The sequence below is a fragment of the Mucilaginibacter ginsenosidivorax genome (genome assembly GCF_007971525.1).
Taxonomy (GTDB): Bacteria; Bacteroidota; Bacteroidia; order Sphingobacteriales; family Sphingobacteriaceae; genus Mucilaginibacter; species Mucilaginibacter ginsenosidivorax.
Window position 1 is genome coordinate 7,042,669 of sequence record NZ_CP042437.1, and the last position, 26,339, is coordinate 7,069,007.

Below are 26,339 nucleotides of genomic sequence, written 5' to 3' on the forward strand. Positions count from 1 at the left end.
TTTAACTATGAAAATGATTTAGATAATATACCGGCAATTTTACTTAGCTCTTTTTTAACGCTTGCATAAACTGTAACGGCGATTTGCCGTATTCCTTTTTAAAGGCCCGCGAAAAATTAGAATTGCTTTGCAGTCCAATCCTGTCGGCTACTTCATTCATGGTAACGTCCTCATGGGTCATAATCTGGATAGCCTTTTTTAGGCGGATGGTACGGATAAATTCACCTACTGATTGGTCGGATATTCCCTTTATTTTTTGATAAAGCTTGGTGCGGCTTATATACAAATGCCTGCATAAAAAATCGACATCGAGGTTCAAATCCTGGATGTTGTTTTCGATCAACTTTAATAATTTATTAAAAAACTCTTTGTCCTTTTCGGAGTGTACAAGTTCGGTGGCTTCTACCAGGTAATCCTTGGTATAGCGTTGCTTAAGCTTTTCGCCCTGTTCAAAAATGTTGTGTACGGTAAGCAGTAAAAGATCGATGCTTAAAGGTTTGGCAAAATAAAAGTCGGCGCCCGATGCCATTCCCTCAATTTTGGTGTCTAAGGCATCCTTGGCCGATAGGATGATAAAAGGGATATGGCTGGTTTCAAAGGTTTCTTTGATGGCCTTACAAAGCTCAATACCACTCATTCCCGGCATCATAACATCGCTGATAATCATGTCTGGTACTTTTTTGGTCGCTAATTCCATCCCGGAGCGGCCATCTTCGGCCTCGTAAATTTGGTAGTGTTTTTCAAAAGCCTGTTTTAAAAAGGTACGGAGTTCCTGGTTATCTTCTACCAGTAAAATGTGTTTGCGATTTTTAGTTTGAATCCCAATGCCCTCGTTTTCATATTCTGGCAATGGTAATTGAATGGCATTATCAATAACTTCCAGCTGTGTCTCTACCAGTCCCGAAGCTGTTTTTTCTGATGGCAGGTAATTTTCTTCGCCCCAGGGAATGCCTATAATTATCTCGGTGCCCTTATAGCGTTCACTGTAAACATAAATGTTACCCTTGTGCAGCTGTGTAAGGCTTTTAACCAGTGCCAGGCCTACGCCCGATCCAAGGTGATTTTTGCTGATGCGGTAATAGCGGTCAAAAATACGGGTGATAGAATCGCTGGAAATGCCTATGCCGGTATCAGCTACGCGGAAATAAATGTATTTTTTTGCCTGGTATTCTTTGGCCAACAATTCGAAGCCTGTGTTAAAGGATGGTGTAAACCGTTCTATATCGAAAAAGATCTCGAAGGAAACCCGCCCGCCGGCATTGGTGTATTTGAACGAGTTATTCAAAAGGTTAAACAATATTTTTTCCAGCACCTGCACATCAAAGTATCCGGTTTGTGCAAGTGCGTCCTGGCTATCGGGATGGTAGTTAAGTTCGAAATTTATCCCCTTATTAACGGCCAGGTTTTGAAATTCCCAGGCCAGGTCCCTGCAAAACTGGTTGACTGCCAACGGCTGCACCTGTAGCTTTACAATACTATCGGCCACTTTTTTAAAGTTCATCAGCTCACTTATCAGGTTCATGAGGCGTTTAGCGTTCCTGAACATAAGCTGGTAGGAATAATCAAGCGCCTTGTTCTTATTCTGGCTTATCAAACTTTCCAGCGGGCCTAAAATTAAAGTTAGTGGTGTGCGAAACTCGTGCGATACATTGGTGAAAAACATGAGCTGCTGCTGGTAAAGTTCTTCACGTTGCAGGTGTATTTCCTCGCGTTGGGCCTCGTTTACTTTACGAATTTCAACCTCACGCTTAAGGCGGTACCAACGGGCCTGGTAAATATAAATGCCCAGTAGCGCCGATATGATGAGCAGGAAATAAATGGTTTTAGCTATGACCGATTTCCACCAGGGCGGGGTGATAGTTATGTTTGCGCCGGTTTCACTTTTGCTCCATACACCGTCATTATTTGTGGCTTCTACAACAAATCTAAAATTGCTGTAATCGAGGTTGCTGTAGGCCGCGCTTGGGTTTTTACCATCGGTGTAACGCCAGTCTTTATCAAAGCCAACCAGTTTGTAGCGATATTTGCATTTTAACGGGTTTGCAAAATGCATAGATGAAAAAAAGATAACAAAGTTGTTTTGTAGGTAGCTAAGTGTTAGGTTTTTGCTGTAACCGATAGCCTGGTTTATATTGTTTTTCGATGGATTATCTAACCCATAGCCAGGCTTTTGATTATTGATCAAAATATCAGTTAAAACAGGTATAGCTGCAATGTTGTTGGCCCTGATCTGGTCCGGGTAAAAATAATTGAGGCCGTTAATACCGCCGAAATATAAACGGCCGTCGGTGCCTTTGTATGATGAACCTACCTTAAAACTATTACCCTGCAGGCCGTCGTTTTTATCATACCGTATCAATTTGCCGGTTAAGGGGTTAAGGCACTCTAATCCATTGCCTCCCATCCATATATTGCCGGCATTATCAATTTCAAGGCTCTCTACGTCATTAAAAATTCCATAACTGCCGGTATATGATTTTATGGTATATGAATTGTCTGCTGGTTTTAAAATAAGCCTGTTAACCCCGCCTCCAATGGTACCTATCCAATAGGTACTGTCATTTTGCTTGCTTATTGGATAGGTGTAATCGGAGCTTAATGAATTTGGCCTTGCCGATGCCCGATAAGTAAATATTTGTTGGATGTTACCCTGAGCATCAATCGTTACGCGTTTTAACCCATGCGTGCTGGAAACAAGGAGCTGTGGGGTGCTTTTATCCGCAAAAATAAAAAAGCCCTCGTCGTAGTATTTTACCTGGTAAATATTTTTAGCGTCTTTCCATATAACTCCGTATTTATCCTGGTGATTGCCAAACCAAATATTGCCGTAATAATCTTTAACAAAGGTATCTATTACGTGTGAGGGGAAGTTTTGATATCCGGCAGGTTTCCACAATTCAGCACCGTTGGGTTTTAATATTTCGATGCCTGCCGAGCTGCCTATCCATAAATTATGGTCGTTATCAATTGTTAAGGCAGTAATAACATCGCTTTTTAATCTTAAGCGGGAATTATAGGTGTTGTAATAAGTAAATTTTTGAGTTTTTAAATTGTACAGGTTAAGGCCGTTGGCAGTGGTACCTATCCAAAGATTATCGCCATCGGCCAATACCGACCGAATATGGTTGCCCGCCAAGGAATTTGCTACTTCGGGGTTATGTTGCAGGGTGTAAAATAGCTTTTCGTTTAAATCACAATAATTTAGGCCGCCGCCAAATGTGCATACCCATAAGCAATCTGTACGGTCAACAAATACCTTGCTTAATGAACCCGAATTTAAGCCGTGGGGTGAATTTTTATCACTCACCGTTTGAATCAGGTTTAAGTTATGATCAAGCTTGAGCAGGCTGGGGCCAATATTTAGCCAATAATCGCCTCTTTTGCCTTCAGTAATATTTCTTATAAAGCTGGGGCAAGCCAATTGTTTTTCTACAGCCCAAATCTGCCCTGCTGCACCCTGCCTTTTTGTTATAAGTAATATTTTGTTTTCGGCAGATAGCACCGGGCTGTTGTTATTGTTAAAATACAACCGCGATAGGTTTTCATTTGTAAGGCCTGCAATAGGTATCTTTTTTAAACGGTTGTTTTTATCAAGCACCCACAAGCCCTTATTACTTGTTAAATAAAGCTGGCCTTTACCATCTGGCGCCATATCGGAAAACTGTACGCCGGGGGCTGTTAAATTTTGCTCATCAATCTTAGTTCCGTTGATTTTGAATATTTTGAGCTGGTTGCCCGTGAAAATATAAATGAGGTTACCCCTTGGTTTAAATATTTTTTGAAAATTGGTGTTGCTGTTTTTTTTTGTCTCGGTATAATCAGTATACTTCTCCAGGCGAGGGTTAAAACATTGTAGTCCACCTTCGGTAGCCAGCCAAATATTTCCATCGTCATCCGGATAAATAGTTACCAGCCTGTTTTTAAAGGAGTTGTTTAATGGTGTGTTGGTATTATAAAATTTTTTTACCGAATAACCGTCAAACCTATCCAGGCCAAAAAAAGTGGCTACCCATATATAGCCATGCTTATCCTGTGCAATATCATTAGCATCAGTATGCGATAATCCTTCGTCGACAGTAAGGTAATGAAATTTATAGGGATATTGCTGTGCACGCGTGATGTTTGGTACTACCCATAAAAAGAGAGCGAGAAAAATTATAGTTTTTGTAAAATTATTCCCTATCAATTTAAAGGGTGTTTTAGTTTTCATTTATACTAATAGTTATTAACGCCACCAGGCAAGCTTAAATTTTTGCGTTTTAAGTTAACGTTTTACTTTAATAATGTTGGTTTAATAATCGGTCATGGTAGCAATCACTCAAAATAAGCTACGGGTTATTGCCATTTTATTTGCCATATGGAGCCCAATACAAAAATGCTTTTATATAGCGGATAATTTAACACATCGGTTATTTAAATGTACATAACGGCAATAAATATGTATATAATGACAATTTACGCAGCCGAAATTTATATTTCTTTGCTGTTAATATCGTATCCGTAACCAATTTCAATTTATCATAAATATCTATGCGTAACCTTCTTTTTAGTAAACAACTTGCTAAACTTTTATTGATCTCCATTTTTATTCTTAGTTACAAAATAAGCCTGGGTTTTCAGCAGCAACAAGGCACCGGGCTGTCAAAATCTGATACCGCTTTTGTGCCCAAAGAAATTGAAGATCCCGAAAATATCGGCATAAACAAAGAGGCCAGCCACGCTACGCTGATGCCCTATGCATCTTTAAAAGAAGCGCTGGCGGCAAACCGCCATGCATCGTCGTTTAGCCGTAGCCTGAACGGATTGTGGAAATTTAACTGGGTAGATTGGCCTCAAAAACGCCCCGTTAACTTTTATAAAACCGATTATGATGTATCGGGCTGGAAAAATATTAAAGTGCCTTCAAACTGGCAGGTTGAAGGTTATGGTACACCATACTATAGCAATTTTACTTACATTTTTCAAAAGGATTTCCCGAGGGTGATGAGCACTCCGCCCGAAAAATATACAGCGTTTAAAGAGCGTAACCCGGTAGGCAGCTATCGCCGCGATTTTACAGTACCCGCAGAATGGGCCGGGCGTCATATCTTTATCACCTTTGATGGTGTCGACGCGGGTTTCTTCATTTGGGTAAATGGCAAAAAAGTAGGCTACAGCGTAAATAGCCGCAACGCCGCCGAGTTTGATTTAACTAAATACATTAAACCAGGCAAAAACGTTTTAGCAGTTGAGGTTTACCGCTTCACCACCGGTAGCTACCTGGAAGATCAGGATATGTGGCGCTTAAGCGGCATTTTCAGAAACGTAACCCTTTGGAGTACACCGCAGGAGCACATCCGGGATTATTTTGTAAAAACCAATTTAGATAAACAATACAAGGATGCCGATGTAGTAGTAGCGGCCAAAGTAAAAAACTACGGCACCACACCTGTTAAAGCAAGGTTGCTGGATGTGGCTTTATACAATGGTTTGGTACCTGTACCTGGAGCCACTACCAAAAAAGCTATCCCTGCACTAAAACCCGGCGAGGAAGCTGTAGTTGAGGCTACCTTCCATGTAAATAACCCACAAAAATGGACAGCGGAAACCCCCAAGCTTTATACAACAGTTGTAAAAATAGCCGACGGGAGCCAGGCGGTAGAAACTATATCATCACGTACCGGTTTCAGGAACATCGAAATTAAAGGGCGTTTGTTTTTGGTAAATGGAGTGCCTATCAAACTAAAAGGCGTTAACCGCCATGAAAACTGGCCAAATGATGGCCACGCGGTTACCGAAGAGCAAATGATACGGGATATTGTATTGATTAAACAGGCCAATTGTAACCATGTACGAACCTGCCACTATTCTGACGACCCGCGTTGGTACGAACTGTGCGATCAGTATGGTATTTACCTGGTTGCCGAAGCTAACCTGGAGAGCCATGGCGCCTGGGATGAATTTAACGAAGATCCAAGGATTAAAGCCGCGTTGATTGACCGTAACGTGGCCAACGTGGAGAATTTTAAAAATCACCCATCGGTTATTATCTGGTCGCTGGGTAATGAGTGCGGCAGCGGCGGCTCAAACTTTCGGGCCATATTAAAGGTGATCAAGGATATCGACCCAACCCGCCCAAGGCATTACCAGGGTTTTGGCATTGGCAATAACAATCCGGCCGATATGGACAGCGAAATGTATACCGATGTAGAGAACCTTGAAAAGCATGCCAACGATAAAACACTCACCAAACCTTTTTACCTGTGCGAGTACGCGCATGCCATGTTCAACTCCATGGGCTCGGTAGATATTTATAACGACTTGTTTGATAAATATCCGCAGCTATTAGGCGGCGCTATTTGGGAGTGGCAGGATCAGGGCATTTACAACAACCGCGATCCTAAACACCCCATAACCGCTTTTGGCGGCGGCTTTGGCGAGTATCCAAATGATCAGTATTTTATTCATAAGGGAGTGGTGTTTTCCGATCGTTCTTTAAAACCACACTACCCCGAGTTGAAGCACGCTTACCAATGGATCAGTATCAAAGCCAAAGATCTTAGAAACGGCGAGATTATTATCAAAAACCGTTACCAATTCATTAACCTTAATGGTTTAACCGCTAAATGGAACGTAACAGAAAACGGTACCACCATATCATCGGGTAATTTGCCTTTAAAAGAGATTAAACCAGGCCAGGAGCAGGATGTGAAAATCCCTTACAACATTATACCCAAACCAGGCGCGGAGTACTTCTTGAGAGTATCGTTTGATCTGGCAACCGATAAGCTATGGGCCAAAAAGGGATTTGAAGTTGCTGCCCAGCAATTAGAATTACCTATCGCGCTTGCTGCCGCTGCCGCACAACCGGTAGCCGGCAAACTAACCCTATCTGATTCAAAAGACGATATCAAGGTAAAAGGCCCTGGTTTCAGTTTGGTGTTTGACAAAGAGAAAGGCACTTTTTCAAAAATGGAAAAAGATGGCCAAAACGTTTTACGCGACAACGGTGGCCCAATGTTGCACCTGTGGCGTGCCCCACACCGTAAGGATGATATGTGGGCTTATGATGATTGGGTTAAATACGGTTTGAAAGAAATAGCCTGGAAAACCGAAGAGGCGAAGTCCGCACAACTTGCTAACGGCGACGTGGCGATAACAGCAAACCTTACCGGCACAGGAAAAAACGGCTTTGTTGTACACCACCAGGTAGTTTATACCATTAACGGTAATGGCGTTATCAAGGTTGATAATAACGTAAGTTTTAATGCCGATGCTAAACTGATATTAGCCAGGTTGGGCGTGCGGATGTTTTTAAAGGAAAACCTTAATCAGTTTGAATACTTTGGCCGCGGCCCTATGGAAAACTATGGTGATAGAAAAAGCGGCTTTGATGTTGGCCATTACTTTAGCAGCATAGCCCAACAGCTTACGCCATATGAAAAACCGATGGATTGTGGTAACCACGAGGATGTAAGATGGGCTAATGTAAGCGCGGCAAATGGTTTGGGTATAGGTATAAAAAAACAAACCGATCTGTTCCAGGTAACAGCATTGCCTTACAGCGATGAGGAAATGACGGATGTGGAGTATAAAATTGACTTGCCAAAAAGTAAGGGAACTGTGTTGTGCATTAGCCATCAAACCCTGGGTGTAGGCTCATATGGCTGCGGCCCGCGCCCCTTGGAGCAATACCGGGTACACGCAAAAACTACTGCCTTTAGTTACTGTATAGAGCTATTGGGTAAAAAGTGACAATTTGGTTAATTGTTTTATAATTGCGGTGAGCAGGGAGCAACTATATGTTGCTTCCCTCATTTGCAAAGTATACCATTGAGTTTAAACACCCGCCAGGAAACTATCATGAAAAATGTATTGATCAATAAATTTCTACCCGCATATCCGGCAGTCCGCAAAGGGCTTTTGGTATGGCTTGCACTGGGCGTTGCTGTGGTTGTTTGCCCATCCTACATCGTTCCTAAATTAAAATCCGTTAAAGTAAAGGATGAACCTACGCCCATAACCTTGAAAGTGCAATTGGTTACTAATAACCTGGAAGCACCTACTGCCATTGTTTTTCCGGGTAACGGCGACACGTGGGTGTTGGAACAAAAGGGAAGAATCAGGATAATCAGGAGCGGTAAATTACTTGATGAGCCTTTGCTCGATTTAAAAAGCAAAATGATAAAAGTGAACAATGGTTACGAGGAACGCGGCTTATTGGGCATAGCCCTGCACCCCAGGTTTAAAACCAACCACAAGTTTTATGTTTTTTATAGTGCTCCATCGGCCAATAAATCCGACCATATGGATGTGATAGCCGAATATCAGGCACCCGCAAACACAGGCTCCATTGATCCAGCCAGTGGCCGCATCATACTTACACAAGAAAAGCCAGATGGTAACCACGATGGCGGTTGTTTACAGTTTGGACCCGATGGCTACCTGTATTTTTCATTTGGCGATGGCGGCGGCCAGGGCGATAAGCATGGCGAAATAGGTAACGGCCAAAAAATGGATATCATGCTGGGTAAAATATTACGTATCGATATCAACACGGCACAAGGGTATTTGGTGCCAAAAGATAACCCTTTTGTCGGGCGTAAAGATGCAAGGGGCGAAATATGGGCCTACGGTTTCCGTAACCCTTACCGGTTTTCTTTTGACAAGGCATCCAACCAATTATTTGCTGGTGATGTTGGCCAGGATTTATGGGAAGAGGTTGATATTGTGAAAAAGGGCGGCAATTACGGCTGGCGGTTATTTGAAGGAACACATCCTTACAATCCTGCTAACGGTTCTGATACCAGGAGTATCACCATGCCCATATCAGAGTATCCCCACAAAGAAGGCGTATCTGTTATTGGCGGCTATGTTTACAACGGCAGGCAAATTCCTGTATTAAAGGGTAAATATTTTTTTGCCGATTGGGCCGGGCCGGTGTACTACCTGCAAAAAGCAGGTACTAAGTGGGGAAGGGGTAAGGTAGCCCTGCAAAACCTGCCGCCCGATTTAAAGATCACCGGTTTTGGCGAAGATGCCGCCGGAGAATTATTTATGCTTACCAACGCCGATACCGGGCCGGGCGCTACAAAAGGAGGCGTTTATAAAATAGTGAAGAACTAATACTATAATACTAAAAGAAGAAGGCTGCTCAACCGGGCAGCCTTCTTCTTTTACCATATTTAAGGATAAGCACATCCTAAATTACATGAGGTGGATAAATATCAAAAAATAAATGTGCTTAAAGCAAACTTTAAGGTGTTTTACGGCCAGGGCCAGTTGATTTTCGACGGTGCGTTTGGATATCTGCAGCCTATCTGCAATTTCCTGGTTCGATAAATTGTCAAAACGACTTAACTCAAAAATTTCCTGGCATCTTTTGGGCAGCTTATCAAGATGACCGTTTAGCTGGTTATTAATTTCTGTTTGCTGTATGCGCACCTCTCCTTCGTTTAATTGATAGCTGTTATCGGCAACCAGGCTATCGTTAAAAACAATATCGAGTTTAACTGCCTTACGGCGCTTGTAAATTTGAAACCGAACCGAAGTTTGCATAAAATTAAAAAAGGATTCAATTTCCAGTACTTTCCGCCGGTTCCAGATACTTACAAAAACATCATTAACGGCCTCGGCACAAACCTCGTGATCATCCAGGTAATAATGGGCTGTTTTGTACAGGCTTACCCAGTAACGGTCAAACAGCATATTGAATGCAATTTCATCGTCCTTACGTACGGCGTGCCATAGTTGGATATCTGTTCTGGTAAGCTTTAACATTATAATTGGTATCTTAAAAATAAGCAAAAAAAAATGATAATCATACAATAAAATAAAAAAAGCAAAAAAAGTATGTGAGTTTTTTTGAGGATGAGGTACTATACTTATATAAACCGCCAAATGTCAAAACAGGATTTTATTTCACTTTACGAAAAGTTTCTTTCGGGCCAATGTACCGATGAGGAAAAGGCCCTTTTGGAGCGCTATTACGACGAGATAAAACTATTAAACAACGATTGGGATGATACCCTGGGCGATAAGGAACAAACGCGAAAGTTGATTTTGGATAAAATGGCAGATGATGTTGATTTTCAGCGTATAATAACAGTTTCAAAACGGCAGTCATACACCTGGATAGGGTATGCTGCATCGATAGTGTTTTTGTTTGCCATAGGTTTTTGGGGATGGCATTACGTTGCCAAACATGGCGATAAAAACCAGGTTGTAAATAATATCCGCCCCGGAAAAAACATGGCCTATCTTACCTTAGCCAATGGCAAATCTATCATACTACAATATGCTAAAAACGGACAGATAGCGGGTAGTGGTAATATTATTATAAAAAAAATAAAAGATGGAATATTGGCTTATTCTCAAAATAATAAAAATAATAATAAACAAAAAATAACTGCTGAGCCAGATAGTAATTTATTAACAATACCCCGCGGTGGTATTTTTCAAACCATACTGGCCGATGGTACAAAAGTGTGGCTTAACTCGGCATCTTCATTAAAATATCCCGTGGCATTTGCCGGTACAGAGCGTAAGGTTGTACTCGTTGGCGAGGCTTATTTTGAGGTCGCCAAAAATAAGGCCATGCCATTTAAGGTTTCTGTTAACGGTACCGATGTGCGGGTATTAGGTACCCATTTTAATGTAATGGGTTATCCCGAAGACAACCAAATTGCAACTACGTTACTGGAGGGCGCCGTTAAGCTGCATTCGCCGGCAGGCAACGCGCTGCTTGCCCCGGGGCAACGGGGTACCTATGGTATTCATAATGCTGGCTTTAGTATAAAAGATGTAAACACGGCCGATGTTGTGGCCTGGAAGGATGGCTTTTTTGTGTTTGATAACGAAAGCCTGTACAACATTATGTTAAAAATTGGGCGATGGTATAATGTGGATATCGTTTTTCAACACATCACTAACCAAAGCAGTTTTGGCGGCACAATTTCGAGATACAAAAATATTGATGTTGTGTTGAAGGCTTTGGAAGCAACCGGATCTGTTCACTTTAAGATAGACGGAAGGAGGGTAGTTGTGATGGATTAACCTTTACTATTAAACTTCATAACGATCCTTAAACAAAAGAGACCAGGAGTAGGTCGAAGTACCCCCGGTCAAAACACCTTTCGGCATTAAGGGTCAATAACTGATTATTTCTTACAACCAATTAATTACTAACCTTAACCAAATGTATAAATTTTCTATTGCATTCCCGTGCAAAAGGGATTCCCGTATCCTATCAAAATTTTTGCTGATAATGAAACTCACGTTTGTTTTATTAATAGCGGCATTGCTTCACGTAAGTGCCGCTACTTATTCGCAAAACATCAGCCTGAAAGTGAAAGATGTTTCGCTTTTAGATGTGTTTAAACAATTGCACCGCCAGGCCGGTGTTGAATTTGTGTACGATGATAAAATGCTGAAGGAGGCTAAGCCTATCAGTATAAACGTTGTAAACGAGCCCTTAACAAAGGTGCTTGACAAATGCTTTTCGCAGCAATCCTTAAGCTACCAAATGATTCAGAACATGATTGTTATTAAGCGAAGAGCCGTTAATAGCCATACAGCTGTTATTGAACAACAGGTTTTGTCATTAACCGTAACCGGTAAAGTTGTTGATGAAAAAGGTTTGCCCATACCGGCAGTAACTGTTAAGTTAAAAGATAGTAATATAAGTACATCAACCAGGGGCGATGGCACCTACACCATTAAACTTCCCGACGGTACGGGTACCCTGGTTTTTACTTTTGTTGGTTACAGCCCGCTGGAAATTCCTGTAAATAATACTACCCGCATCAATGTAACCCTTAAGGAATCATCAACAGGCCTAAGCGATGTGGTGGTGGTAGCTTACGGGCAACAGAAAAAGGTAAGTGTTATTGGCGCTATAAGTACCGTAAAGGCCGAAGATTTAAAAATGCCGGTTGCCAATATTACCGATGTACTTGCCGGGCGTGTAGCGGGTATTATAGGCGTGCAACGCAGCGGGCAGCCTGGTTATGATAATGCCGAAATTTATATTCGTGGTATCTCTACCTTTACCAACAGCAGTCCGCTTGTTTTGGTTGATGGGGTAGAGCGCGATTTTGGTAACGTAGATCCTGAAGACATAGCCAGTTTCAGTATCCTGAAAGATGCATCGGCAACGGCTGTGTATGGCGTGCGCGGTGCAAATGGGGTAATTCTTATTCAAACAAAAAAAGGCAGGGTTGGTAAGCCTATCATTAATGCCCAGTACGACCAGGGGATTACCCAATTTACCAAAATTCCGAAATTTGCTGATGGGGTAACTTATATGGAGATGGCCAATGAGGCCAACAGGAATAGTAACCCTAATGATCCGCTGCCTAAGTATTCGCAGGACAGGATCCAAAAAACAGCCGATGGATCGGACCCGGACCTTTACCCCAATGTGGATTGGTTTAAAACACTGTTTAATAAAACAGGCCAAAATCGCCGCGCCCGTGTTAACGCTAACGGCGGGTCGGAGAGTGCTCAATATTACTTGTCTTTAGGCTACTACGACGAAACCGGTTTGTATAAAACAGACCAGTTGGCCAACTATAACTCGGCTATCAAGTTTAACAGGTATAATTTTACATCAAACTTAACACTCAGAGTTACCAAAACCACCAAGGTTGATTTTGGTGCCTCGGGCTGGATAAGCAATGGTAACTACCCCGGCAGTTCTGTAGATGCCATCTGGAGCTCGGCATATTTATTACCGCCAATTATCATTCCGCCTGTATACTCAAACGGGTTGCACTCACAAATCCGTACCGGCGATGTGTTAAACCCCTATAACCTGCTTACCCAAAGTGGCTATGTTACCGAGTTTAAAAGCCAGTTGTGGAGCAATATTCGCGTTACGCAGGATTTGAGCTTTTGGTTGAAAGGTTTGTCAATAACGGGCATGTTTTCATTTGATAATTACAATGCGCATATTATCAGCCGCACCAAAACAGTAGATGGTTACTTAGCCACCGGGCGCGATGCACAGGGCAACCTTTTGCTTGATAAAACATCTATTGGTACCAGTTTTTTGGGCTACGGCCGCAGTAATGGGGGCACCCGCCAGTTTTATGACGAAGCAGCTATAAACTATAGTAATAACGTTGGTAAGCATAGTTTTACAGGTTTGGTGCTGTTTAATCAATCAGATAAAGAAGATGCTTTTGCCGGCGATTTTATCAGCTCGATACCTTACCGGTACATGGGCCTGGCAGGCCGCGTTACCTATGCTTACGATAATAAATACCTGGCCGAAGCCAACTTTGGATACAACGGTTCAGAAACTTTTGCACCCGATCATCGCTTTGGTTTCTTCCCGTCATTCGGCGCCGGATGGGTAGTGTCCGAAGAGAAGTTTTTTAAACCACTTGCGGATGTGTTTCAGTTTCTGAAACTGCGTTACTCCTATGGCGTTGTTGGTAACAGTAATATTGGCGGCCGTCGTTTCGCTTATATATCAACGGTAGGCGGTGGTAATGGCAATTACTCTTACGGCCAAAACGGAACCAACCAAACCATCAACGGACTGGATATTGGCGATTATGCCGTAAGCGTGACCTGGGAAAAAGCAAAAAAGCAAAATTTAGGTTTAGAGGTAAAAATGCTGGATAATGTGATATCCCTTACCTCCGATGTTTTCCAGGAATATCGTACCGGAATATTCCGTCAACGCGGTGATGTGCCCACCTACACAGGTTTATTATCTCTTCCATATGCCAACCTGGGCGAAATACACAACAGGGGAGTAGATGCTTCGCTGGAGATTACCAAACGCCTTGGAGAAGATTGGCAATTGGGACTTCGCGGAAACTTTACCTATAACAAAGCTATCAACATCAATGATGCCAACGCCCCGTGGCCATACCCATGGCAGCAACGGATTGGCCGCCCTGTTGGTCAGCGGTTTGGCTATACCGCTTTGGGGCTATTTCAGAATGATGCCGATGTGGCAAACAGCCCTTACCAAACAGGTACCAACAAAGCCGGGGATATTAAATACAAGGATTTAAATGGCGACGGAAAAATTGACAGCTATGACCAGGGGCCAATTGGACACGGTAGTATCCCCGCAATTGTTTACGGCTTTGGCCCCACTATAAACTATAAGGGTTTCGCGCTTGCAGCATGGTTTAAGGGAATTAGTGATGTTGATATTTCATTGAATGGTGACGGCCTGCAACCCTTTAGCCAGGGTGGCGAACGTGGCAACCTGCTTGCCCAGATAACAGACCGCTGGACACCCACCAACACCAACCCTCATCCACTTTACCCAAGGCTTACTTATGGTAACGACAATATGAACTATGTAAACAGTACATGGTGGGTTAAAAATGGCGCCTTTATGCGGATGCAGACCCTGGAATTAAGCTATGATTTTGCGCACGCAAGCTGGTTAAAACATACAGGAATGTCAAACCTCAGCATTTATTTTATCGGCTACAATTTGTGGACCGTGAGTGGATTTAAACTATGGGATGTTGAATTGGGAGACGGTCGTGGTGCACAGTACCCGCTGCTTAAAACCTATAACCTTGGTTTAAAATGCACCTTTAAATAGTGGTTATTATCAAATATAAACAGATATGAAAAATACAATCATAAAATATAGCGTGGCAATACTCATTTTAATATTGCCATGTGCCGGCTGCAAAAAATACCTTGACCAGGTGCCTAATGACCGTGTTACGATAGAACAGGTTTTTCAAAAAAAGGGACCGTCGGAGCAATACCTGGCCAACGTATACAGCTATGTTGATGACGAGGCTGATCAATGGACACAAAACCCATGGCTTGGCAATGCCGACGAAGCAGACATAACGTGGTCTAAATACACCATTTACGATCTTAATATTGGTAACATTAGCGCAGGCAACGCACTTTTTGATAAATGGAACCATTATTACGATGGTATTCGCTCTGCTACTTATTTTATAAACCATATTAAGGGCAATGCAGAAATTTTGGCCCTTAACGGCCAGCAGTTGATAGATCAATACACTGCCGAGGCCAGGTTTTTACGGGCTTACTATTACTTTTTACTGATGCGGCAATATGGCCCGGTTGTATTGATGGGGGATAAAGAAATTCCTGCCGATGCCACTGCAAATGAGATGCAAATACCGCGCAGTTCTTTTGATGATTGCGTAAACTATGTGAGCAGCGAACTGGACAAAGCCGCGGCGGTGTTGCCGCAGGTGCCCTCAAACAACGGGCAGGCAAGTGATGTGCAGTACGGCCGGGCTACGGTAGGTATGGCGCTTGCGGTTAAGTCGCGGTTGTTGTTATATGCAGCAAGTCCATTATATAACGGCAATACCGATTTAGCCAGCTTTAAAAACAAGGATGGCAAACCAATGATTAACCAGAGTTATGACGTTGCCAAATGGAAAAAGGCTGCCGACGCCGCCAAAGCTGTAATTGACCTGGGTTTGTACTCATTATATAAAGACCCTGGTGGCGATCCGGTAAAATCATACCAGAATATATTCCTTATCCCGTGGAACTCCGAGCAGATATTTGTGCGTAAGGACAACAATTTACCATCATATGATGTAAACTCGATGCCCCGCCAGGCCGGCGGCTGGAATGGTGTAGCCGTAACACAGGAGCAGGTAGATTCTTATTATATGAACGATGGCTTGCCTATTCATGAATCATCTGCCTATTCAGAAACTGGTTTTACCACGGTGAACGGTGTTTCGGTTTACAATATGTATATGAATCGCGAGCCGCGTTTTTATGCGTCGGTTACTTATAACAACAGTATTTTCCAGGGCGGCAATATGAAAAGTGCGGCACCCATCTCATTTTTTGTGAGCGGGCCTAACGGCAAAAACGGGCACCCTACAGATTGGTCGAAAACCGGCTATCTGGTCAGGAAAAATATTGGTACGCAAACCAACGGAGGGTCGGGCGGTAACGGCGCTGCCCAGTCACGGCCCGAAATTCTTATTAGGCTTGGCGAAATTTATTTGAATTATGCCGAGGCACTGAACGAATATGCACCCGGCAACGCCGATATTGTCAAATACCTGAATTTGATAAGAGACAGGGCTGGCATCCCGCTATATGGAAATGGTGCAAAACCTATCCCTGTACCGCCAAGCCAGGCAGATATGCGTACACGTATTTGGGCCGAGCGAAGGGTTGAACTTGCTTTTGAACAGCAACGGTGGTTTGACATACGCAGGTGGAAAATTGCGCCACAGGTCATGGGCGCCGTTCATGGTATGAATATCAACAAGGACGGCAATGATTTTTTTAATCGTGTTGTAGCAAGCAACCATCTTTTCCGTACGCCGGCATCTTATTGGTTCCCGATAAGTCAGTATGATATGGACAGATCGAAACTGGTTGTTCAAAATCCAGGATGGTAATTAAGTTATTCACCTCAAAAATTTAAGTTATGTTAACAAAAAATATTTCAAAGTTTGTATTGTTTACCGGCCTGGTCAGCAGCTTGCTTTATAGCTGTAAGGATAAAGTTGATTTACCAAACCAGCCTGTTGATAGCTATAGCCAGGTTTATATGCCCGAAGCTGTAAATAATCCGGTAGTTAAAACCTTTAAAATAACCGATAGCCTGCAAACCGCTACTTACGGGGCAAACTTTGGCGGGCAAAACTATCCAACCAGCGATATCCCTATTACATTTACTGTAAATGGCGCCATGGTTGATAGTTTCAATGTGGTAAACAAAACCAATTATGCACTTTTGCCGGCCGGGACTTATACACTATCAAACCCAACTGCTACTATTCTTAAAGGCCAGTTAAGTACAAGTCCGTTCACTATATCCTTTAAAACTAAAGGCGCGGATGCTATGGATGCTTTAAAAACGTACCTATTGCCGGTAAGTATCTCCACTACAGCAGTGAAGGTAAATCAAACACTGCGTACTACCTTTTACCAGGTAAAGGCTCAGCCCGATTTTAATGACTACCCAAATTACGACAGATCAAAATGGCAGGTTATAGGTTTTTCATCGCAGGAGGCAAGCGGCGAAGGCCCTAACAATGGCCGTGCAATATTTGCGCTGGATGGTAATATAAACACGTTTTGGCATTCCAATTGGTCGGGCGCGGCGCCCGGGCCTCCGCATTATATTATTATTGATATGGGCGCGGTAGCAACGTTGCATGGCCTGTCATTTGTAGGCCGGCAGGGCGATGGCGGCGGCAAACCCAACGAGGTTAACGTACAGGTAAGCAGTGATAATATTACCTGGGTTGATGCCGGCACATTTAACCTGCTGAATAATAAAGACCTGCAACAACAATTTCTGCCGGGCGGGTTCAAAAACGCTCGGTACTTTAAAGTAACCATCAATTCGGCCTATAACGCATCGTACATGCAGATAGCAGAATTGAACGCTTTTTAATATAATAACCAATGGGTGGAATGCTACCATCCACCTATTGGTTTCTGCCATTTTAAGTTTAATAACAAGTATTGCCAATCAACCCATAATTGAATGTTGGGGTTGCGGCTATTTGTAAGTAAAATTTAAATTGTGACCCTACACTATATGAAAAAACATTTTTTCCGGGAAAATCCCCGGCAGGCATTCCTGTTGCCTGTTGCTGCCATCATTAACCAGTACAATTTTAAACAATCTATAAAAACAACGTTATGAAGAAGAACCATTTAAAAAACAAAAAGCTGATGCGGGTCATTATGCCGCTCGCGGCCGGGGTAGCCGTCATGTTTTCGGCTTGTAAGAAAACAGAAACCCCTAAGACAGACGCCGGGCAAACGGCGGGAGGGGCAAAGCTGGCTGTACATACCAGCTCGGCCAATGCAGGCAATGCCGATGCCGCTTTTAACGCATATAATAACGCGTTCCTGGTAAATTCCGGCGGGCAAACCTATTATAAAAAAGCCATTAATGACGGTACTGCCGATGGAACCTGGGTGGCATCGCTGGATATTTTAGTGGCCGAAGATGCCTATGAGCGCACTGGCAGCACCGCACATAAAACATTGGTAAATAACCTTTGTAATACCTGGCTGCAAAACACCCCGCCACCATGGACATGGGATGGCTGGAATGATGATATTGGCTGGTTTTCGCTGGCGCTTATCCGCGGTTATCAAATGACAGGTACGGCTAATTTTCTAACTCAGGCCAAATATGGTTTTGATATGGCCTACGCCCGCGGCTGGGATACCCAGTATAATGGCGGCGGTATTTGGGAGCAACAACCTAATATGACACCGGCCGGGCAGCCTATCAACAAAGAGGCTTTATCAAACAACAGCTTAGGTAAGGTGGCCTGTCTCATTTACCAAAGTACGCACGATCAATCGTATTTAACCAAAGCTACCCAGATTTATGACTGGGTTTGGAACCATATTTACAATTCAAGTACCGGGCAGGTTTATACCGGAATTGACCGCAATGATGTGGTTGACCATGGTGCGGCCGTTTACAACCAGGGCACGTTTGTTGATTTTGCCAACCTGATGTACCAGATAACCGGCAATGTGAATTATTACAACGATGCCAAACGATCCATCGACTACGTGAAAAACAATATGACCACTAATGGTATTATCACCAACAATGCAGGCTACCTGAATACCTGGGGTGATGAGTTTGCCCGCGGACTTGGCCATTTTGTACGCGATAATCACATGTGGAGCACCTATTACTCATGGATGGCCCAAAATGCAACCGCCATTTGGAACAACCGCCGTACCGACTATAATATTACCTGGAACGGCTGGGACCAGGCTACGCCTACCGACAATAGCTTAACCACAAGTAAGTTTGCCAGTGCGGTGGCCTGGTTGCAATACACGCCGGGATCGCAGCCCGATAACCTTGCCGGTGTGCACGTTATTGTGAGCAGCCAAAATGGTATTGCTGTAGATAATGCCAGCCTGAGCGGCAACGGAACCGGCGTGGTACAATGGGGATTGAATAACGGGCTGAGCCAAAAGTGGAATTTTACCCAAAACGAGGATAATTCATGGAATATTGTTAGCCAATACAGCTGGCTTACATTAGATGTCCCAGGAGGTGCCACAACTAACGGGCTTCAACTTATTCAGTACACGCCAGCCAGGAATACCAACCAACGTTGGTGGGTTGACAAGCAATCGGATGGTACTTACAAAATATGGAACCAGGCAACAAGCGGGGCGTTGGACAATTCCAGTTCATCTGTAAATGGTTATAAACTTGTTCAATGGGGCTGGAATGGTGGCAGCGCCCAGCGTTGGCTAATCCAATAATAACCCTTAGGTTTCCCCGGCCAGGTTTTTCAGTGTTAGCTGATGCAGCAAGCGCAATTATGCCTCAGCATGAAAGCCTGTGCCTGGGAGATTTTTGTTATAACGCATAAACCTGTCTTTTTAATTCACTACCCGGCAGCGCCCTTATGCACCGGGATGCGGTAATGGAATCAGGATTAATTTTGTTTATGTTGTTTCTGATTAGCCTTTCAACAACAGCCAGGGGGGTGATAATCCACGAAATGTATAAGTGATCAGTAGAAAAGTATAAACCTGCCATTGCCTTTCACCGCACATTTGCTATTGCAATTAAATATAAAAGCAATGAAAAAGACAGTATTAATAACCGGCGCTTCATCAGGTTTTGGAAAAGAGGCCGTTAAATTATTTCATAAAAACAACTGGAACGTGATAGCTACCATGCGTTCACCAGAAAAAGAAACGGAGTTACAGGCTCTTGACCAGGTTTTGGTAATTAAATTAGATGTAACCGACAAAACCAGCATACAAAATGCCGTAAAAACCGGTATCGAAAAGTTTGGCCAGATTGATGTATTGGTAAACAACGCGGGTTATGGTGCATTTGGCGCATTGGAAGCTGCTACCGAAGCCGAGATCAAGCGACAGTTCGACGTTAATTTCTTCGGGCTGATTGAGGTAACACAAGCCTTAATACCGGTTATGCGTCAACAAAGATCTGGCGTTATCATCAACGTTTCTTCTATAGGTGGCAAGGTTACCTTCCCATTCTCGTCGCTTTACCATGCCACTAAATTCGCGGTGGAAGGTTTAACCGAAGCTATACAATATGAGCTCAACCCCCTGGGTATCCGGTTAAAAATTATAGAACCTGGCGGCTATAAAACCGAATTTGCTGGGCGTTCGATAGCCATTTTCGGCGTTGGCGAATCTGGCGATTACCAGGCCTCCTTTGATAAATTTATCAGCGCAGTACAGCAATGGCCGATGTCTGAAAATATAGGAGAAGTTGCTGATGCCATTTATGACGCGGCTACCGATGGTACCGAAAAACTGCGTTACTCCGTAGGTCACGACGCCGGGCTAATAATTGAGGCAAGGCATCAGATGGATGATGTGGATTTCAAAAAAATGATAGTAGGCCAAATGGGCATTTAAAAATTGTTGGCTGCCCGGGTTAGGGCAGCCAACAATTTTTTTGCGTTAACTTTACCATAAAAATATGCCCGATAAATACATTGACATCAAATCGATAAGCGATTTGCACCGGATGGTACATTACACCTCGCCCAGGCATCCACTGGTAAGTGTGATAGATCATTGCGACTTTTATAAGAGCTACCATCCTAAAGCAGATGTGTTTTACCGGTTTGGGTTTTATATCATTTCGTGTAAAAAGTTTGACGGATTGTTAAAATACGGCAAGGGACATTATGATTTTAATGAGGGCTCGCTAATGTTTACCGCTCCCGACCAGGTTCTTGGCCCCGGGCCTGATGTTCAGGTGGAAGAAGGCTGGGCGCTGTTCATCCATCCCGACTTGATCCATGGCACCGATCTGGGCAAGAAGATACATCAGTATTCGTTTTTTAATTATGAGATAAACGAGGCGCTGCACATTTCAGAAGAGGAAAAACAGATCATTAAAGATTGTGTGGCCAAGATAGAAAAAGAGTATGCACAAAACATCGATAAGCATTCGCAGGGCCTGATTGTTAGTAATATTGAATTGCTGTTGAATTATTGTAACCGGTTTTATGACCGGCAGTTTTATACCAGGGCAAAGGTTAATTCGGATGTTGTACAGCAGTTTGAAAAATTATTAAAAGATTATTTTTCTCAAGACAACCTCATAGAAAGGGGACTGCCCAACGTGAGTTATTTTGCCTCCCGGCTCAACCTGTCGCCTAATTACCTGTCTGACCTGTTGGGTAAATTCACAGGTAAAACCACACAGGAACATATTCACCTGGAACTGATAGATAAAGCGAAAATCATGCTATGGGGCAGTAGCCAGTCAATCAGCGAGATAGCCTACCGGCTGGGATTTGAGCACCCATCGCATTTTACGAAAATATTTAAAACAAAAACAGGGAAATCGCCAAGTGAGTACAGGCTATTAAATTGAAATTACGTTTGTCAAGACATATCGTTTCTTAAAGTTAGGATACATAGCCTTTTTCCGTGCCTGATTGGGAATTATTATGACCGCTCGCTCACGTGCCAGGAAGGTGTTCACTAAAAACCATATTACAAAATATCAAGGTCGCGTGCGACGTAATAACTAGGTACCAATGGCCGAAAACCTGCGATGCGCCTGAGTTTTGAAATGTCCATGATGCCTTCAAAAGGGTCATTCAGGGCTGCCTCGGGGGTATCAAATGTAACAGACGCCTGTCCAACGGAATCGGCAAGTTCATACAGTGTTATCGGCGCGTCATCGGCGATATTGAAAATCTCGCCGCTTACGTTATCGTTTTGCAGCAACAATATTAACGCCTGGGCTACGTCCAAATGGTGGACCATGTGCATCCGGGAGCCGGAATGACGTTTCATTTTTTTGAGCAAGGGGATGATCTCGGCAATATGCGGGTCTTTATCACCGTAAACAAAGCCTAAACGCAGTACGCTTACATTCAAATCCATTTTTAACAGTTCTTGTTCCGCGGCAATTTTGCTGGATGAATAGGCTCTGGGGTCATTGATGTTAACAAAGTCGTCTTCTTTTGCCGGGTGTCCGTAGCCGGCACCGTAGACGTTCCCCGTGCTGGTAAAAATAAATCGTTTGATACCTGCGGCTACGGCGGCATCTGCCAGCGCTATGGTGCCATTATGATTGGTTTTGATAATACCTTCGTTGTCAGTAAAGGTGCGGAATAGTGCTGCAAGATGGATCACGGCATCTGCGCCGGCCACGGCCGGTGCTAAGGTTGCGGCTTCAAATAGGTCGCCCACTACAATTTCAGCGCCTGCCGGGGCGTTCGCGGCATCACGCACCAACACCCGGACGTCATAGCCCCTGGCTATTAAGCGTGGAACTAATCTGCTGCCTACCTTGCCGGTAGCGCCGGTTACTAATATTTTCATAACCCAAAGGTCTGGCAAAAAAACAGCCAAGGGTTAATAATAATCAAACCAATAAGTATGATTTTCAAACCTTTCTAAAAGAGTTGGGTGTGGCACCAGTCAGGCGCTTAAAGTAATTATTAAAATAGGTTGGGTAATTAAATCCCAACGCGTAGGCTATTTCGGCTATGCTCCAGTCAGAATGCTTTAACAAGGCTTTGGCCTCGGCAGCAACACGCTCGGCAATATGTACCGAGGTGGGCTTGCCGGTTGTTTCCTTTACCGAGCGGTTAAGGTAGTTAACGTGTACTGTCAGGATATCTGCAAAGTTTTGCGCTGTTCTTAATTTGAGCGGTTCTGCCGCATGTTCGATAGGGAATTGCCGCTCCAACAAGTCCATGAACAAATGCGTAAGCCGTGCCGCGCCGTTCTGCAAAGTGTATGCAGGAGGCTGTATACTCAATGCTTCATGAATGATCAGTTCAATACAATTTTTGATCAGGTCGGCCTTTAAGCTATAATCGCTATGATGAACAGCCAGCATCTTTTGAAAAATGCCCGTCATAAAAGCGGCCTGTTCGCTATTCAGTCGGATCATCGGGCTATCGCCTGTATTCCATAACGGCGACCGCTTCACGATGGCGGGCATAAACGATTCGGTAAAGATACACGCATAACCCGTGGCATTCATTGAACGCCGTACCACCGAACGCGGCACCTTGGGGTTTACAAAAAACAACACCGTACCGTTTAACTCCAGGATCTGACCGCCATAATCAATGGCCATTTCACCGCTGACCAAACCCATTTTATAAAAATCGCGTCTGCCATGGGCAGCAGGAATATTTACAATTGAAGGTAGCTCGTGCACTTTAAAACCCTGCAGCCTTAGCGCTTCCATGTTAACACCAGGAATTTCATTTGCCATACCGCAAAGTTAATAAAATCAAACTTGTTGGTTATGTAGGGCGATAATGGGCTTGCCTGTAAATAAAAAATGGCGAATGTGTCATCTTTGTCTCTAAATTATAGTCTGCTAATGCCTAAATGATAATTCATGGAATAAAAGATCGGTTTATTTGTACCGCGGCAGAAAATGATATGAAGTCATTGCTTCTTGTTTCAACCTCCGCATGGCGCTTTCCAATTACCTAATATCAAGCTTATTAAAAGGAAAAAACATCATTTTCTGGTCTCGGTCGAAAAACTTATCAAATGGGCGTTAGTAATAATTTGGTGCCAGGATCGCAGTTTTTCATAAATGTTAGTGTGCCATCGGATTTTGCCCGTATTTGTTGCACATCATTATGGCTTGTAGTTAATGTGTATCTGGTTCCCGGCGCGAGCCCTTTAATGATAAACCAATAGGTATCTTGCGAGCCGATTGACCACGACATTTTTTGATCTTTCCATGTATGGACAATTAGATTAATAGGCCGGTCAGTACGGCCTTTTATCAGAAGCTGATTAGTCTCCAGGTTCTGACAGTAATAAGTCAGAATTTTTTGTCCATAAGATACGCCAAAGCTTTCGTTATTTTTAATCGAAAACTTTTTTGAACGAATTTCATAAAAAGTTAAGCCGAGTTTTACCTGGTATACCGTATCGCGTAGTGTGTAAGAGAAAGTTGTACCGTTAAGCTCTGCAGATATTTTGGGCTCTATACCCATGCGGTTCCACTTGGGCCTTAATCCGTAAATATCCCGGTATAAAGCTGTTATACTGGTGGATATTCCCGCCAGTATATCGTCACCAAGGCCCAACTGAGTAGCCCTGCTGTAACGTTGCGATGAAAGCCCGTCCTTTTTGTACTGGTTCAGTAGTTTATGAATATACTTCAGCGCGATGCCCTTATCGTATCCGGCATATGCTCTTACGCCCAGATAGCCCCAGGTAGGGAAAATATCGCCATTCTCATAATTGGGGAATGGCCAGTTCCCGCCGGAAACCTCATCCTTTTTAAACGAATCAAAACATAAAGGCCAGTGAAAAAGATTTTCTTTAACTGTACGGGCTTCTATCTGGTCAAGAATCTGCGCTGTGCGCTGCGGATCGTCGCATAAGCCAAAGGCTATTGCTGCAAAGTTTACTGGTGTAACCAGGTTATCGCCGTGTACCGAGCCATCGTTATCGCGCCAGTAAACGTACTGCTTTTTTGCCTGCGACCAAAAGCCACCCTGCTCAATAGGTTTATTAAAAACTGTTTTAAGACGCGCAGCAATTACGGCATAATAGGCTGCTTTTTGTTTATTACCCAATACCTTTTCACAATCAGCCCAAAGGTTTAACGCTTCATACATCTGGGCATTTACAAAAGCGTTCTCGTAACTCGCCCAAACTATATCCAGCCAGTCGCTTGCTTTTTTTTCGGCAATGTTGTTATTCATCGCTTCAAATATCCCGTTATGATTAGCGTCGCGTTTAATTAGCCATTCAAGGGCGTTTTCGCAGCTGTTTTGGTGTGAGCGCAACCATTTTAAATCCCCATTTATGTCAAATTGCTCGCTGGCGTTAATCACATACCCGGTTTGTGAGTCTACAGTGTAGCCCCACATAGCCTCGTAATATCCTGTTTTGGGATTATAGGTACCGGGCATTTCATCGCCTGGGGCATTGTGCCAACGGGATAGTACCCGCCCGTCCGGAAGTATTGCCTCATCACGTTCCTGATCCAGTGTGGCCGACATATTCCTGGTATAGTTTTTATCGCCCAGCGCCATCCCTATCTGCGCAAAAAACGGTTCATGCAGGCATTTCCAATTGGTAAGCCAGCCATTAGCGCCGATAATGTTGTTATCAACCACGCCGTAACGCCCGGTGGTGTTCATTAGCTCGCGCACGGCAATGGCATCTATCCCCGGTAGCTTACCTTTCGAATATTCTTTAAAATAATCAACGTACTGCAGGTCTATTTGCACGCTTACCACACCCTTTTTTACCTTAAAGGGAGCAAAAATATCAGCCTTTTGCGACACGAAACGGCTTAAGTCATGTCGCTGTTGCAACTGATCATCCGTTACTAATTGCGTGCTCGTAAATTCGTTATTTTTGCTGTGTGAGAACTTCGATGCTACAACATCACCATTATCTGCTTTGGTGTTGATGCGCAGACCGTTGCCCGATTCGGCGTTCCAGAACGTTACGCCCCCGGTGTGTACGCCATAGGTGTCATCTACCTGTTTCAGATATTTACACCAAACCATACCGCCATTATCCAATATGCCGCCTTTCCACACCGTAAGGTTGCTGAAATTGTATTTTGGGAACGACATATCTTCCAGCTCGGCCGACTTGTTATAACTCCGTATGATGGTCCAGCTTATTTTATCGTTGTTAATCTTAAATTCCCAGGTTTCGTCAACGGTTAAATCACCATCTCCATAAGTTAGTCCCGATAATTTTATTACGCCGTCGTTTTTGGACAATTTGATATTTTCAACTGCTGTGCTTGATAAGAATATCCCGTTTTTTGTGGTGATGCCAGTGTAGATGCCGGCCGGTGATAAAACGTTTTTCCCCTTTATCCGCAATTGTTTAATTATGCAGCCCTCTGAGTAATCTATCACTATTGCTAATTGATTACCGGGTACCGCTATAGTGACCGTTTTTGCGTAAGGCGAAATCCTTGCAGTATTTGCGTATTTGGCATACGCCGATACCCGCAGGGTAAACAACAAACAGAACAGGAATTGGACGATCTTTTTTGGCATGTTGACGATAAATTAGATATCAGTATTCTTGGTTTTGTTATAAAAAGTGGCTGTATAAAAATTATGTTACCATAACGGTACCTGTAACTTGGTTGCGAAAACGAAATTAGCTAATGGCTACCAAAGTATTTTTGTTGCAAAGTGGCTTTTATTTGCATTTTTTGATACTCGTAGCTACTTGATTGCCCTGGAGGAGTTGGTATTCCCTTTGCCGTATTGCACAACATGCTTTACGTTGATTGGATACGCTTATTGTCCGGGAAAATATTTTTGGAGACTGGATTTCTTATAGTAAGGAAGTTTACCGAAATCCAATTGTGTTTTGTTGATTGCCAAGACTATATC

At 43.4% G+C, this 26,339-nt stretch carries 14 protein-coding genes; 9 read left to right on the top strand and 5 right to left on the bottom strand.

All coding sequences use genetic code 11. From position 1 onward, the window contains the following. Positions 1-43 precede the first annotated feature (43 nt). Positions 44-4,210, bottom strand: coding sequence for a hybrid sensor histidine kinase/response regulator transcription factor (locus tag FSB76_RS29050; protein WP_147059754.1), 4,167 nt, complete (start codon positions 4,208-4,210; stop codon positions 44-46). Positions 4,211-4,530: 320 nt separating this feature from the next. On the opposite strand from FSB76_RS29050, the gene FSB76_RS29055 reads away from it, so the two are divergent. Then, positions 4,531-7,734 carry a glycoside hydrolase family 2 TIM barrel-domain containing protein gene (locus FSB76_RS29055; protein ID WP_147059756.1) on the top strand — a complete coding sequence of 1,068 codons (3,204 nt, stop codon included), beginning with the start codon at positions 4,531-4,533 and terminating at the stop codon, positions 7,732-7,734. Positions 7,735-7,842: 108 nt separating this feature from the next. Continuing rightward, entirely contained in the window at positions 7,843-9,105 is a 1,263-nt protein-coding gene (locus tag FSB76_RS29060) for a PQQ-dependent sugar dehydrogenase (protein WP_147059759.1), read from the top strand. Positions 9,106-9,186: 81 nt separating this feature from the next. Here FSB76_RS29060 and FSB76_RS29065 read toward each other — a convergent pair whose 3' ends face one another. After that, a complete protein-coding gene (locus FSB76_RS29065; protein WP_147059760.1) occupies positions 9,187-9,759 on the bottom strand; it encodes a sigma-70 family RNA polymerase sigma factor in 573 nt (190 codons plus the stop codon). A 120-nt stretch (positions 9,760-9,879) separates the two neighbouring features. Between FSB76_RS29065 and FSB76_RS29070 the strand changes: the two genes are divergently transcribed. From FSB76_RS29070 to FSB76_RS29100, 7 genes are all read left to right on the top strand, one after another. Further along, positions 9,880-11,034 (top strand): FecR family protein, encoded by a 1,155-nt coding sequence (locus FSB76_RS29070; protein ID WP_158643008.1) that lies wholly within the window; start codon positions 9,880-9,882, stop codon positions 11,032-11,034. 211 nt (positions 11,035-11,245) lie between these two features. Further along, a complete protein-coding gene (locus FSB76_RS29075) occupies positions 11,246-14,557 on the top strand; it encodes a TonB-dependent receptor (RefSeq protein WP_158643009.1) in 3,312 nt (1,103 codons plus the stop codon). A gap of 25 nt (positions 14,558-14,582) precedes the next feature. Beyond that, positions 14,583-16,376, top strand: a complete 1,794-nt coding sequence (locus FSB76_RS29080) for a RagB/SusD family nutrient uptake outer membrane protein (protein WP_147059766.1) — start codon at positions 14,583-14,585, stop codon at positions 16,374-16,376. A 29-nt stretch (positions 16,377-16,405) separates the two neighbouring features. Then, on the top strand, positions 16,406-17,380 hold the full coding sequence (locus FSB76_RS29085; protein ID WP_147059768.1) for a BT_3987 domain-containing protein: 975 nt from the start codon (positions 16,406-16,408) through the stop codon (positions 17,378-17,380). A gap of 251 nt (positions 17,381-17,631) precedes the next feature. After that, positions 17,632-19,239: an RICIN domain-containing protein gene (locus FSB76_RS29090; protein WP_147059769.1), complete on the top strand. Its 1,608-nt coding sequence runs from the start codon at positions 17,632-17,634 to the stop codon at positions 19,237-19,239. A 324-nt stretch (positions 19,240-19,563) separates the two neighbouring features. Continuing rightward, entirely contained in the window at positions 19,564-20,376 is an 813-nt protein-coding gene (locus FSB76_RS29095; RefSeq protein ID WP_147059771.1) for an SDR family oxidoreductase, read from the top strand. Between the two features lie 64 nt (positions 20,377-20,440). Next, positions 20,441-21,346 (top strand): helix-turn-helix domain-containing protein, encoded by a 906-nt coding sequence (locus FSB76_RS29100; RefSeq protein ID WP_147059773.1) that lies wholly within the window; start codon positions 20,441-20,443, stop codon positions 21,344-21,346. A gap of 122 nt (positions 21,347-21,468) precedes the next feature. Here FSB76_RS29100 and FSB76_RS29105 read toward each other — a convergent pair whose 3' ends face one another. The 3 genes from FSB76_RS29105 to FSB76_RS29115 all read right to left on the bottom strand — a co-directional run bounded on the left by FSB76_RS29105 (position 21,469) and on the right by FSB76_RS29115 (position 25,994). After that, positions 21,469-22,305, bottom strand: coding sequence for an NAD-dependent epimerase/dehydratase family protein (locus FSB76_RS29105; RefSeq protein ID WP_147059775.1), 837 nt, complete (start codon positions 22,303-22,305; stop codon positions 21,469-21,471). Between the two features lie 64 nt (positions 22,306-22,369). Then, positions 22,370-23,212 (bottom strand): helix-turn-helix domain-containing protein, encoded by an 843-nt coding sequence (locus FSB76_RS29110; protein WP_147059777.1) that lies wholly within the window; start codon positions 23,210-23,212, stop codon positions 22,370-22,372. A 283-nt stretch (positions 23,213-23,495) separates the two neighbouring features. After that, positions 23,496-25,994 (bottom strand): alpha-L-rhamnosidase-related protein, encoded by a 2,499-nt coding sequence (locus FSB76_RS29115; protein ID WP_147059779.1) that lies wholly within the window; start codon positions 25,992-25,994, stop codon positions 23,496-23,498. Positions 25,995-26,339: the final 345 nt, after the last annotated feature.